The following is a 12,780-nucleotide window of genomic DNA, read 5'->3' as shown; positions in this document are numbered from 1 at the left end:
CTGCTCAAGCCCCCGTTGTGACAGCATCCCATTTCTCAAGGCGTCCTCTTGGACGCCTTTTTCTTTGGCCGTCGCAGTCCTATGCAACGTTATTCGGCGAGCACGCGCGTGGAGGGGAAGCCGACCTCGACTAGGGTTCCTTCGCCTGGCGTCGAGGTGATGGCGAAGCGGGCGCGGTTCGCCTCCACCATGGCCTTGGTGAGGGGCAGGCCGAGGCCGGTGCCGTCGCCGCGTCCGCGCTTCAGCGCATTGATCTGCTTGAACGGTTTCAGCGCCTGCTCGATCTCGGCCTGGGTCATGCCGATGCCGGTGTCGCGCACGCGCATGACGACGTCGCCCGAGGCTTCGTAGGCGGTCGAGACGATCACCTGGCCGCCGGCCTGGGTGTAGCGAATGGCGTTGGACAGGATGTTGAGGGCGATCTGGCGTACGCTTCTCAGATCCGCCACCACTTCCGGCAGCCGCGAGGCGAAGCTGGAGCGGATGATGACCCGTTCGCGATTGGCCTGCGGCTGCATCATCGCCACCGTCTCGGCCAGCGTGTCGTTGAGCGACACCGCCTCGTAATCCATCTCCTGCTGGCCTGCCTCGATCTTGGAGATGTCGAGCAGGTCGTTGACGAGGTCGAGCACATGGTTGCCCGAGCGGTTGATGTCGCGCAGGTAGTCGCGATAGCGGTCGTTGGTGATCGGACCGAATTTCTCGTCTACCATCAGTTCGGAAAAGCCGATGATGGCATTGAGCGGAGTGCGGATCTCGTGGCTGATGCGGGCCAGGAAATCCGTCTTCTGCGAGGAGGCGCGCTCGGCCACTGCGCGTGCCTGCGTCAGGTCTTCCTCGGCCCGCTTCCATTGCGTGATGTCGCGCACGACGGCGCAGAAGCCGCTGTCGTTGGGCAGCCTGCCGATGGTCATGAACAGCGGGATGAAACGCCCCTGCGCCTCGCGGCCGATGACCTCGCGGCCGTCATTCAAGACGCTCGCGACACCCGGCTCCGAAAGCCCGGCCAGATAGTCGCGCGCCGCGCGCTGGCTTTCTATGGCAAACAGCGAGGCAAAGGGCTTGCCCGCGACCTCGTCGCTGTCGAAACCGAACAGCGCTTCCGCCGGCCGGCTGATCGAGCGGATGTTGCCGTCGCGGCCGATCAGCACGACGCCGTCCGTAGCGGTATCGATGATGGTGCGCATCTCCGCAATGCGCGATTTCAGTTCCGGCACGTCCGGCTGCAGCGCCGGCTCGTCATTCGCGGCGGTGAAGTGCGCCGCATCGTCCTCGCCGGAGCGCCGCACCACCAGCATCAGCGCCTTGCCGCCACGCCACGGCACCGAGCGCAGCAGCGCGTCGATTGGGAATTCTTGGCCCTGGCGGGTCTTGAGCTTCAGCGAGTGGTCGCTTTCGTCCGTCGCGGGGTCCTCGGCGTAAGGATCGGCGAAGAGCGCGCCCAGGCCGCCTGCATCCGCGAGGTCGTCCAGCGCATCATAGCCGGTGAGTTCGAGGAAGGCGTCATTGGCATAATGCAGCATGTCGCCCGAATGGATGAGCAGCGGCACAGGCAGCCTGGCCAGGATGGACGTGTCGGGGGCCTTGGCTTCCTCTCCGGTCGAAAACGCGGACGGCACAAAACCGGAAAGTTTAAGCGGCGGCACGTCGAGGCGTTGCCGCGTCGCGGCTGTCGCGTCCAGTTCTTCCGGCTGTTCTTCCGCGGCCTTGGCGGCATCTGTATCGGAGCCTGCCCAGTCCTCATTGTCCTGCGCATCGCGGAAGTCGTCGGCGGTCATGCTATCGTCCGCCGTCGCATCGGAGGCGGGCTGCCCGGCCGCGACCGGCAGCGCCGCAGGCTCTTCGACGGGCCGCTGCGGCTTCGCGGCAGCAGGTTCGGCGGCCTCCCGGGCGCCCTCTGCTTGCTCGTTCTGGGAAACCGGCGCGACGCCGGCGTCTTCCGTGGGTTTCCCGCCATCGGCAAAGTTGAGCAGCGAGCCGGAAACAGCCGAGGTCTCGGCCAGGCCGGCGTCGTTGATCTCGGCGGCGCCATCGATGCCGTCGAGCCGCGCCAGATCGTCCTGGTCTTCCGCCTCGGTCTCCGCTTCCGCGGCCTTCACGTCGTCGGCTTCCGAGGGCGTGGACAAGGTCGCGCCCTGGGCGGAATCGTCGTGCTCCGCCGCATCGGGTGGAAGCGGCTGGCTTGCGTCGGCCCTTGTTTCGCTGGCCGCTTCCTTCACCTTTGCCGCGTCCTCGCCGGCAACAGCGGCATCGGGCCGCTTGTCGGCTTCGGGGGCGCGTTCCTCGGCAGGGGCGGAACTGTCCTTGCGCAGCCGCTCGCCGATCTCGCGGAAGGCGCTGCGCTCGAGGATCGACAGGCCCTTGTGATTTGCCGGCGTGTCGCTTCCCGGTTGCTTGTCGTTGGCCGGTTGGCGATGCTCGGCCAGCCTTATCACCTTGTCGGCAAAGCGTCGCTCCGGCTTCGGCACGATGGTCAGCGCCGGCACTTCGCCCCGGAAGGGGTCTTCGGGCCTTGGCTTTTCCAGAGGCGTCTGCTCTGCCGGCTGATCGCCCGACGCGTCGGGCCCGCCGGGGGTGGCCCCGGCAGGAGCGGCATTCGGCACCAGAGCCATGCCAAGCGCTTCCGGATCGACCACGGCGTCGGCGCTGCGCGCGACGCCAAAGCCGCGAAAACCCTCGAAGGCGCGGCTGCGGCCATAGACGGGCAGGGCCGCCAGATCGACGGGGATCTTCAGACCCGTTCCGGCCACCGGCCACAGCACCGAGCGGCCGGACCAGGTATCGCGCCGGTCGAGCAGGCCGGCGATCTCGCCCGAGGCGTCGAGGCCGAAAGTGGCGGCGACATCCTTGAAGCGGCGGCCGATCACATCGGCGGCAGGCTGGCCGACGATGTCGGCGAATTCGGGCGACAGCGCGCTGAACCGACCTTCGGCGTCGGTGCGCCAGACGAAGCGCAATGGGGGCGCCGACCGGTCGATGTCGCGCGGGGGGCCGGGCTGGGCTGATTTGGTAGTTTCGCGTGCAGCGGCTTCGCCATCATCTTGGCCTTCGGCTGCGGCGGCACCTTCCGGCTCGTCCTTCGCCGGCGCTGCCGGTTGAGCATGCCCGGCGCCATCGTCGCCGGCGTTGAAATACCAATGGTCGTGCTGGCCGGCGCCGGCGGCATCGGCCTGATGGTCTGTCCGGGTAGGCCGCTGGCCGGCCAAGGTCCGGCTCTCCGCGTCGGGCTGTGCGTCGCCGTCGGGAGCCTCTGGCGCCGGCTCGTCCTCTTTGCCAGCCGCCACGGTAGGCACTGGGTTGTCCTGGGCAGGCTGAGACTCGGGCTCGATTGCCGCGCTTTCACCTTGCGGCGGGGCGCTGACCGCCTCTGGCGCCGCAACTCCCTGATCGCCGGTCCGATCGTCTTGGCCGGCGGTCGCCCGATCGTCCTGGCCGCTATCGGAGTCCTCGAGCTGCGCCTCGTCGATCACCACCAGCAGATGCCGCGTATCGGTGAGCCGCGCAAAACCGGCCGGGTAGGCGGTGTCGGTGCCCGGCACGAGGCGTTTGACGATGCGGTCGCCGCTGCTCGCCACATCCGCAACCAGGGCAGCCAACGTCCGCGGCTCGATGCCGAGCGCCGCAAAGCCGTCCGAGGCTGCCTCGACCTCGCCTTTCGCGTCGACAAAGGCAATGAAATGCCCGGCCTCGGTAAAGCCACCGATGGCGCGGCTGGCGATCTCGCCGGCGCTGCGCGAAGTGGTCTGCGCCGCCGGCACCGCCAGCATGATTGCCGCCTCGCCGTCCGGCATCGTCACTGCGCTGGCCAGAAAGCCGACGGCGCGGCTTTCCATGCCGGTGGCCAGCCTCACCGTGACGGCGCGGTCGCTGCCGATGTCGGGAAAACCGCTGGTCGCCATGATCTGCCGGCGGGCGATCAGCGGCAGCCGCGCCGAGGCGCCGATGATGGCCTCGATATCCGGATAGCCGAAGGCCGACGCCCCCGGACCGTTCGCCCAGATCACCTGTTCGAGGTCGACCGACAAAATGGCCAAAGCATCGCCCGCGGCAAAGCGTTGGCGCACCGCGTCGAGCACGGCAACGTCGAGGAAGGAGTAGTTTTCAGGCGGCATGCGCTGGCCAACCCTCCGGAGCGGGCATTTTCAGTTAACGCTTTGTTAATAAAAGCCCGCGGCCCGGAGGTCCACAAGCCTAAGCTTGCATCGGTCGAAATCTCTGGGCTCTTGGTTAACGGCTCTCGTGGCTGACGCAGGGGAAAGATTTTATGGTGCGGTGCAGCAAAGATATTGCAATGCACAAAAAAGTCCTTTATATTGCCATCATACATGAACGAGACGGCTTTCTGTCAAAGCCGCTGCCGCGAAAGGTTGGAAAATGTCCAAGACCACTGCCAAATCCGCCGAGACCATCGAAAACGTCGAATTCCCGAGCTTTGATGCTTCCAAGGCCACCGACCAGATCCGCGCCTTCGCCGAGAAGGGCGTCGAGCAGTCGAAGGAAGCCTATGCCAAGCTGAAGACCGGCGCCGAGGAGACCCAGAAGGTTCTGGAGTCGACCTACGAGACCGCCAAGACCGTTTCCAGCGACGTTTCGCTGAAGACCATCGCCGCGCTGCGCGCCAATGCCGAGGTCAGCTTCTCGCACCTCGAAGCCCTGGTCGGCGCGAAGACCCTTTCGGAAGTCGTCGAGCTGCAGACCTCCTTCCTGCGCAAGCGCGTCGAAATGGCCGTTGAGCAGGCCAAGGAGTTCCAGACCGTTGCCACCAAGGCGGTCGAGGACGTCTCCAAGCCGGTCAAGAGCGCCTTCGAGAAGGCGATGAAGGACGTCAAGGCCGCCTGATTTCAGCGCACAACCTTGCGGTGCATCAAAACGTCGCATTTCGTCAGACAAATAGTCGTGCGATAGGTTGAGCAATCAGATACCCGGAAATGGAACCTCCTCCCTCCGTTTCCGGGGTGACCAGCCAGCACCTCCTCCCGCTGGCTCGTAACAGGAAAAGGCCGGCACCTCCTCCCGCCGGCCTTTTCTTTTGCCTTGACGAAAGGCGAATGAGGAAACCAATCGTTTACCTTATCAAGGCCCTTGAATTAGAATCCGATAGCCCGTATTTGACGCATCGCCGAACGACAGAGCGGATCACGGAGAATGAAGCTTTCACCTCGATCCAGCTCAGGCAGGCAGGCCGTTGTAGCTCAGCTGGTTAGAGCGCCGGATTGTGGATCCGGAGGTCGCTGGTTCGATCCCAGCCAACGGTACCATCACTCTCGATGATCTGAACGTGCATCTTGAACCCTTCCATTCCTTCGGCTCCGCGGACCATGGGCAAGCTCTCTTGTCTCTAGGGCGAGATATATTGTCCCATGGACAAGGTGTCTTGCCGGTCGAGGCCGACTCGGCTCGAATGGAGCATGCATCCTTTGCAGGGATGCGGACGTTCATGACGACCAACCGGCTTTGCCGCTAGGGAAAAAAGCAGTATGAGTGAACATGCGATCGAGTTCTTGCGCGGATGGATTGGCGAGAAAGTCCAATGCCAGCATTTGCCGATCAAGATCGACAAGCAGGCCGAGACCCTTGCGAAGGAATGCTGCGCCAAGGCCGCCGAGGCAGGCATTCTGCTGGAGGACATCCAGGAAGAGGTCGGCGACATCCAGGAATTGATCGCGTCGCGCCTCGAGGAAGCCGTTGAAGAGGGCAGCAGCGAAGTCAACCCGGACAAACCGGAATAAACCCCGGCCCGCCACGGGCCGGCGGCGCCGTTTCTCAGCCGAATTTTTCCTCCAGCCATTCCTTCGGCAGCGCCGGCACGAAATTGCCGTCGCGCCCCGTCATATCCGCATTGGCAACCAATGCGTTGAGGATCGCTTCCTCCACGCCTTGCACGACCGCGTCGAAGAACGGGTCGATGTCGACGTCCGGGATGAATTCCGCGCGGGCGATGCGGCCTGAAGGCGCCAGCGCGGCCTCGGCATTGGCGGTCGAGAAGGCGAGAAAAATATCGCCAGAACTGTGATAGCCATAACCCCCGGTCACGGCAATGCCGAGCGGCACGCGCCGGGCGAGCCGCTTCATCTGATGCGGCAGCAACGGCGCGTCGGTGGCGATGACGGCAATGATGGAACCCTTTTCGGCGCGCGGCGCGCCCTCGCGGATGGCCGGCTGGGCCAATTCCGGGCCGACACGCCGGCCGCGAATGGTGAAATTGTGCCTTTTGCCGAAATTCGCCTGCACGAAGACACCAAGCGTGTAGCGCCGGTCCCGCCATCCGACGATGCGCGAAGCGGTGCCGGATCCGGCCTTGAAGCCGAAGCTTATCATGCCGGTTCCGCCACCGACGCTGCCTTCCTCGATGGCGCCGCCGCTGGCGCTGTCGAGTGCCGCGGTCACATGGTCGACGCTCACATGATGGCCGTTGATGTCGTTGAGGAAGCCGTCATAGGTCTCTGCCGCCACTGGCAGGCCCCAGCCGCTATCGAGCGCAGCCGGCAAGACGCGATGCATCCAGCGCAAGGTGGCATCGCGGGTCACGCCGCAGGAATGCGTGTTGGTGATGGTGACCGGGAAATTGAAGGCGCCGGTTTCCTCGATGATATGCGTTCCGGTCAGCTCGCCATTGCCGTTCTGGCTGAACACGCCGGCGAACACCGGCGTCGCGAGTTCCCGAACCGGCCTTGGCAGGATCGCGGTCACGCCGGTGCGCACTGGACCGTTTCCGACCTGCAGCGGGCCGTCGCCTGAAATCAGCGTCGTGTAGCCCACCGACACGCCCGGCACGTCGGTGATGGCGTTGAAAGGGCCCGGCGTGCCATCGAGCGCGATACCGAACGAGCGCAGGCGCGGCTTGCCAGATGGCGTGCGAAAAGGCGGGTCGTGGTCGCGCATGGAAACCTCAGAACAACGAACCCTGATTGCCCGGCTCCTTGGCCTTGGCGGGCGATTTTCCGGCCAGCTTCGGTCGCGCCCCGCCGGAGGTTGCGATGGCCTCGGCAGTGCCGTCCGCGAATTCAAGCTGCAGCGCCGCGCCCGGCGCCAGCTCCGCGACCCCTTTGATGACGGCGCCTTCGGCGTCCTTGACCAGCGCGAAGCCGCGCGCCAGCACGGCCTTGTGAGACAGCGTCGACAAGAGCCGGTCGGCCTGGGTCAGCGCCGCGCGCAGCCGATCGAGACGCCGCGCCAATGCCTGGTCCCGTCTGCGACCCAGCCCGGTCAGCGTATCGGCCTGCAGCTTCTGCCGCCGGACGATCGGCGCCGGCGACAGCCTTGCCGCCGTGCGTTTGAATCGCGCGCGCCTTTCGCGCACGATGGCGAAGAACGCGGCTCGCGCCCGGGCAATATCGCGACCCGTCAGCGTGCGCGCTTCATTGAGGCGCCGCGACAGGGTTGCCGGCGTCAGCCTTTGCCGCTCCAGCGTCGCCCGCTTGCGCTCGATGTTCACCGTCAGCCCGCGGCCGAGGCGGCTGGTAGCATCGTCGAAACGGCGGCGCGGCAGCGCCAGCAACTGGTCGGGCGAGGGGAGCGCACGCGCCGCCGCACGCACCGCCTGGCGCTTGCGTTCCAGATGCCGCGAGGCGCAGGCATTGAGCCGCGCGGCAAGGCTGGCCAGGGTAGCCTCCAAATCCGCCCTGACCGGCACGGCGATCTCGGCCGCGCCCGTCGGCGTCGGCGCGCGCATATCGGCAACAAAGTCGATCAGTGTCGTATCGGTCTCATGGCCGACGGCCGAGATCACCGGGATGGCGGACGCCGCCACCGCCCGCGCCAGCCCTTCGTCGTTGAAGCCCCAGAGGTCCTCGAGGCTGCCGCCGCCGCGTGCCACGATCAACAGATCGGGTTGGCGGATGGGTCCGTCCCATGTCAGCGCACTGAAGCCGTTGACGGCCGCGGTCACCTCCCTGGCCGTCGTCTCGCCCTGGACCCTCACCGGCCACACCAGCACATGAAGCGGAAACCGGTCCTTGATGCGGTGGATGATGTCGCGGATCACCGAGCCCGTCGGCGATGTGACGACGCCGATGACCTGAGGCATGAAGGGCAGCCGCCGCTTGCGGCCGGCATCGAACAGGCCCTCGGCCTGCAGCCGGCGCTTGCGCTCTTCGAGCAGCGCCATCAGCGCGCCGGCGCCCGCCGGCTCCAGATTGTCGATGACGATCTGGTAGTTGGATTTGCCGGGATAGGTGGTTAGCTTGCCGCTGGCGATCACCTCCATGCCTTCCTCTGGGCGGAACTTCAGCCGCGCCATGGTGGTCTTCCAGACCACAGCATCGATCCGCGCGCGGTCGTCCTTCAACGCGAAGTAAGCATGGCCGGACGAATGCGGGCCGCGATAGCCGGAAATCTCGCCACGCACCCGCACATTGCCGAAGGCGTCCTCGACAGTGCGCTTCAGCGCGCCGGAAATCTCGCTCACCGTATATTCGGTGGCGTTGCTGCGTGATTCGGTTGCTGTTTCACTCATTGCGCGATTGGGGAACGCTTATCGGCCCGCGTCAAGCGCGGCGAAACCGCGCTAATATCATAACGCGATCTTAAGCCCGATTTGCTTTGACAGGCCCAGAAGAGCCGGCCGGGGACCTGATGAGCGCACGCCAAAACAGCAGCCCGTTGACCCGTCAGGTCACGCTGACCGTGCTGACGCTCGCCACTTTCGCTTTAGCCATTGTCGTGGGCTTCGGCTTCTACGCGGCCAGCCAGGCCGATGATGCCTCGCTCGTACGACAAAAGATGTTCATCGCCGATGGTTTGAAGGACCAGATTGCGTCTGTTCAGCGGGAGCAGGAAAGCGTTTCGGTCTGGGATGACGCGATCATCAATGTGAGGGCAGGCAACCAGACCTGGATCGAAGAGAATCTCAGTGTCTGGATGTACACCTATTATGGTCACAACCGGGTCTATATTCTCGACGCCGCCAATCATGCGATCCACGCCATGCGCGAGGGCAAGGTGGTCGACGCTTCCGCCTATGGCGAGGACCAGCCCACGCTTCTTCCAATCATCGAAAAACTGCGTCGCATGCTGGCTGGGCCGCCGCAGACCGATGCGTACGGCCAACCTCCGAAGATGGTGGCCGAGGATCTGGTGTCCCTCGATGGCGCGCCAGCGATCGTCAGCGTCGCGCCGCTCCTGCCGAGCTCGGACAGGATCAGCCAGGCGCAGGGCACGGAATATCTGCATGTGTCGGTCGAATTCATCAATGACGCGGTGATCGGCAAGATCGCCGGAAAGTACCTGCTTGATGGCGCGCGGCTGGTGCCTTTGTCACAGCCGGCTGGCCGAGCCGCCGTGCCGCTGGTTGATTCGCGCGGCGTCATCCTCGGCTATATCGGCTGGGACCAGCTGCGGCCCGGCCTTGCCTTGGTGCGCGAGATCGCTCCTGCCTTGGCGATCGCGCTGCTGTTGGCGGGCGGCGTGCTGGTGTTCCTGTTGAGCAGCTTGCGTCGCGCCTCGACCGCGCTGCAGACCAGCCAGGACCAGGCGCAATATCTCGCCTTCCACGACACGCTCACCGGCCTGCCCAACCGGGCGCTGTTCGAGGACCGCTTGCGGCGCACGCTGCTGTTCGCCAGCAGGGACAAGACGCGCGTCGCGCTGCTTTACCTCGACCTCGACCGCTTCAAGCATATCAACGACACGCTCGGCCATCCGGCCGGTGACGAGCTCGTGCGCCAGACGGCGGCGCGGCTCAAGCATACGATCCGCGAAGTCGATACCGTCGCGCGGCTCGGCGGTGACGAATTCGCCGTCATCCTGCTTGACGTTCCCGACGTCGGAAGCGCCGAGGACATCGCCGAAAGGCTGCTCTTGAAGCTGCGTGAACCGTTCCGGCTGATCGACGACCAGGTCTTCGTCAGCGCGAGCGTCGGCATCGCGCTGTCGTCTGGATCGGACATCGACGCGGACGAGCTGTTGCGCAAGGCCGACATCGCGCTTTACGAGGCCAAGAAGAACGGTCGTGGCCGTTACGAGCTGTTTGCCGGCGGCATGGACGATCTCTTGCTGCGCAAGCGCAAGGTCGAATCGGAACTCCGCAAGGCGCTGGAGGGCGAAGGTGGCATCAAGCTCGCCTATCAGCCGGTTTTCTCGGCCGACGGCCGCGCGATACTGGGGGCCGAAGCGCTGATCCGCTGGGGCCATGAAGTGCACGGCGCTTTGCCGGCGGCGCAATTCATCGCCATCGCCGAAGAGCGCGGCCTCATCGGCGATTTGGGCAAATGGGCGCTGGGCGAAGCCTGCCGCTTTGCCGCCGGGACGGAATTGCCCTGGATCGCGGTCAACATCTCCCCGATGCAACTGCGTGACATCGGCTTTGCCGGGCAGGTCGCCGATATCCTGAGCGAAACCGGGCTCGATCCCTGTCGCCTGCAGCTTGAGACCACCGAAAGCGTGCTGCTCGAGCACAATGATACGATCGGCACGGTGATTGCCGCGCTGCGCCAATCCGGCATCTGCATCGTGCTCGACGATTTCGGCACCGGCTATTCCTCGCTGAGCTATCTTCGCCGCCAGGCGATCGACAAGTTGAAGATCGACCGCTCCTTCGTGCATCTGCTCGACGAGGACGAAAGCGCGCGCGCAATCGTCAAGACACTGATCGAGCTGGCGCAGGCGCTCAAGGTCGAGGTGACCGCCGAAGGCGTCGAGACCGATGCACAAAAGGCCTTGCTGGTCGGCATGGGCTGCCGCCAGTTGCAGGGCTATCTGCTGTCGCCGCCGCTGGAGTCCGGCCAATTGCTTGCGCTGCCGGGTGTTTCACCTGCCGACCGGGAACGTTCCGCCGCTCGCGGCTGACTCTACCAGCCAGGCATGATCTGGTTCGCCTTGACCCGCTTCATCTTGGCGAAGGCGAGGGCGGCGAAGTCGAAGCTACCCGCCTCCTCGCCGAGCGGCATGGAAATGTTGTCGAGGCTTTCGGCGATGTGGCGGGCCAAAGCGTCGACGATCTCCGGTTGCGAGGTCTGGCCGCGCATGATGCCGATGCGGCAGTCCGGCAACTGGCCGAAGCCGTCGGCCTCGCCGAGCACGCGCATGCCGGGCCGAAGCGCGCATTCCGGCAGCACCGAGACCGCCAGGCCGGAAAGCACGGCCGCGGTGATCACCGTGGCCGAGAAGCTGGAGAACAGCACGCGGTACTCGCGGTTCTGCCGGTCGAGCACGTCGACCGCCGCGCGCCGCCAGATGCAGTTCGGCCGGCCGAACGCCATCGGCAGGGTTTCCTGTTCGTGAGTGGCATGGTTGGCGGACGTCACCCACAAAAGCGGCTCGCGCCGCACCACTTCCGACTGGCCGCGCGTATCGTTATGCGTCACCAGCGCCAGGTCGAGATTGCCGCGCTTGATGTGCTCGACCAGCCCTGGCGTCGGCTCGCAGACGACCGTCAGTTCGACGCGCGGGTTGGAGCGCGAGAAGCGCGCCATGATCTCGGGCAGGAAGCGGTCGGCATAATCGTCCGGCGTGCCGATGCGGATCGTGCCTTCCAGCCGCTGGTCGTCGAAGGCGGCCAAAGTCTCGCGGTTGAGATGGATCAGCCGCCGCGCGTAGGCAAGCAGCCTCTCGCCCTCCTCGGTCAGCTTGTTGGTGCGGCCGTCCTTTTCGAACAACGGCTTGCCGATCCGCTCCTCCAGCCGCCGCATCTGCATCGACACTGCCGACTGTGTCCGGTGCACCTCCTCGGCTGCGCGGGTGAAGCTGCCGGTGTCGGCAATCGAGATGAAGGTCTGCAACTGATCGAGGTCGAGCGGCGCTTTCATCGGTCCAACCTATCATTGATGTTGATGTTAGAGATTAAAAACATTCGTTGGATTAATCAATCGCGCGATGGCAAATTGGCATTGTCCACATGACAGCATGTGAATGGAAACCGGAACGGCGCTTCTCCCAAGGCGCCGATCGCCTGGTTTCGTCCGCTCGACTCTTGGAAGGAGAGACTGACATGACCACGATTGAATTCGCTTCCGAGACCCCGCGCATCACCACGCGTCCGGCCGTTGCGACGCGCGTGCTCAATGCTCTCGCCAACGCCTATGTCGCCTGGAAAAACCGCCGCGCCTTCTATCGCCTGGGCGACATGTCGGACGCCGAGCTTGCCGATATCGGCCTGACCCGCGCCGACCTCCATGTCGCCGTCGCCGTGCCCTTCGGCCGCGATCCGACGGTGAAGCTGCGCGCCATCGCCAGCGAGCGCGCCGACACGATCGAGGATCTTGCTCGTCGGGTGGCCTGAACGGCCGCATCGCCTGAATTTCCGGTCGCGTTGAACCTTTTCATGGCTCGGCGCGACCAAGCTTCATGCAGGCTCCCACACTCCCTGCCGGTTCCCCGCCGGCCAGCCTGCACATTGCCCGGTTCCTCCTCCAGGACCGGGCATTTTTTTGACCGCGCCTCTTTTCTGGAAGGCGTCTCAGGGGATCAGGCGAAAGCCAATTTTCTCGACGGTCTTGGCACTGATCGGCCAAGTTCATGCGCAGCTTCTATCCAAGCCGCGATGGCATCCTGAACATTCGCGATGGCCTCTTCGGAGGTTTCGCCATCGCTCATGCAGCCGGGAAGATCCGGGACATAAGCGGAGAACCCGCCACCGTCCTCAATCGAGAGTGGTGCGATGACGACAGGATATTCAAGCTTGTCCGTCATGCTTTTTTGCCTCGTCGATAAAGGACACGAGTTTTCGAATATATACGGGCTTGATCGGGCGTTTAAAGGCACCGTCAAAATGTCAGTCATTGCCGTGTGGTAGATTTTGTAATGCGAACCGCCCGATCTCGGCGGCACGCATTGAATGCCGGC

General features: G+C 64.7%; 9 protein-coding genes and 1 tRNA gene. 5 read left to right on the top strand and 5 right to left on the bottom strand.

Annotated elements, in window-relative coordinates; all coding sequences use genetic code 11:
* Positions 1 to 89: 89 nt before the first annotated feature.
* Entirely contained in the window at positions 90 to 4,112 is a 4,023-nt protein-coding gene (locus LB526_RS20715; protein ID WP_224629546.1) for a PAS domain S-box protein, read from the bottom strand.
* A gap of 262 nt (positions 4,113 to 4,374) precedes the next feature.
* Between LB526_RS20715 and LB526_RS20710 the strand changes: the two genes are divergently transcribed.
* The 3 genes from LB526_RS20710 to LB526_RS20700 all read left to right on the top strand — a co-directional run bounded on the left by LB526_RS20710 (position 4,375) and on the right by LB526_RS20700 (position 5,729).
* Positions 4,375 to 4,839, top strand: coding sequence for a phasin (locus tag LB526_RS20710; protein ID WP_224532455.1), 465 nt, complete (start codon positions 4,375 to 4,377; stop codon positions 4,837 to 4,839).
* A gap of 342 nt (positions 4,840 to 5,181) precedes the next feature.
* A tRNA-His gene (locus LB526_RS20705) sits at positions 5,182 to 5,258 on the top strand.
* Between the two features lie 219 nt (positions 5,259 to 5,477).
* On the top strand, positions 5,478 to 5,729 hold the full coding sequence (locus LB526_RS20700) for a DUF768 domain-containing protein (protein ID WP_095769952.1): 252 nt from the start codon (positions 5,478 to 5,480) through the stop codon (positions 5,727 to 5,729).
* A 34-nt stretch (positions 5,730 to 5,763) separates the two neighbouring features.
* On the opposite strand, the gene LB526_RS20695 is transcribed toward LB526_RS20700, so the two are convergent.
* Both LB526_RS20695 and xseA read right to left on the bottom strand, forming a co-directional pair.
* Positions 5,764 to 6,882, bottom strand: a complete 1,119-nt coding sequence (locus tag LB526_RS20695; protein WP_224629545.1) for a P1 family peptidase — start codon at positions 6,880 to 6,882, stop codon at positions 5,764 to 5,766.
* A 7-nt stretch (positions 6,883 to 6,889) separates the two neighbouring features.
* Positions 6,890 to 8,455, bottom strand: coding sequence for an exodeoxyribonuclease VII large subunit (gene xseA / locus LB526_RS20690; RefSeq protein ID WP_224629544.1), 1,566 nt, complete (start codon positions 8,453 to 8,455; stop codon positions 6,890 to 6,892).
* Positions 8,456 to 8,574: 119 nt separating this feature from the next.
* Between xseA and LB526_RS20685 the strand changes: the two genes are divergently transcribed.
* The gene (locus LB526_RS20685) at positions 8,575 to 10,785 is read left to right on the top strand and encodes an EAL domain-containing protein (protein ID WP_224629542.1); all 2,211 of its coding nucleotides are present in this window, start codon (positions 8,575 to 8,577) and stop codon (positions 10,783 to 10,785) included.
* Positions 10,786 to 10,787: 2 nt separating this feature from the next.
* Here LB526_RS20685 and LB526_RS20680 read toward each other — a convergent pair whose 3' ends face one another.
* Positions 10,788 to 11,744, bottom strand: coding sequence for a LysR substrate-binding domain-containing protein (locus tag LB526_RS20680; RefSeq protein ID WP_224605857.1), 957 nt, complete (start codon positions 11,742 to 11,744; stop codon positions 10,788 to 10,790).
* Positions 11,745 to 11,926: 182 nt separating this feature from the next.
* Here LB526_RS20680 and LB526_RS20675 point away from each other — a divergent pair, with 182 nt between their 5' ends.
* Positions 11,927 to 12,217: a DUF1127 domain-containing protein gene (locus LB526_RS20675; protein WP_224629540.1), complete on the top strand. Its 291-nt coding sequence runs from the start codon at positions 11,927 to 11,929 to the stop codon at positions 12,215 to 12,217.
* Positions 12,218 to 12,402: 185 nt separating this feature from the next.
* Here LB526_RS20675 and LB526_RS20670 read toward each other — a convergent pair whose 3' ends face one another.
* Entirely contained in the window at positions 12,403 to 12,627 is a 225-nt protein-coding gene (locus LB526_RS20670; RefSeq protein WP_224629539.1) for a type II toxin-antitoxin system HicB family antitoxin, read from the bottom strand.
* Positions 12,628 to 12,780: the final 153 nt, after the last annotated feature.

The organism is Mesorhizobium sp. CA6, from assembly GCF_020165035.1.
Classification (GTDB): Bacteria; Pseudomonadota; Alphaproteobacteria; order Rhizobiales; family Rhizobiaceae; genus Mesorhizobium.
This window is presented reverse-complemented; position numbering and strand designations above follow the sequence as displayed.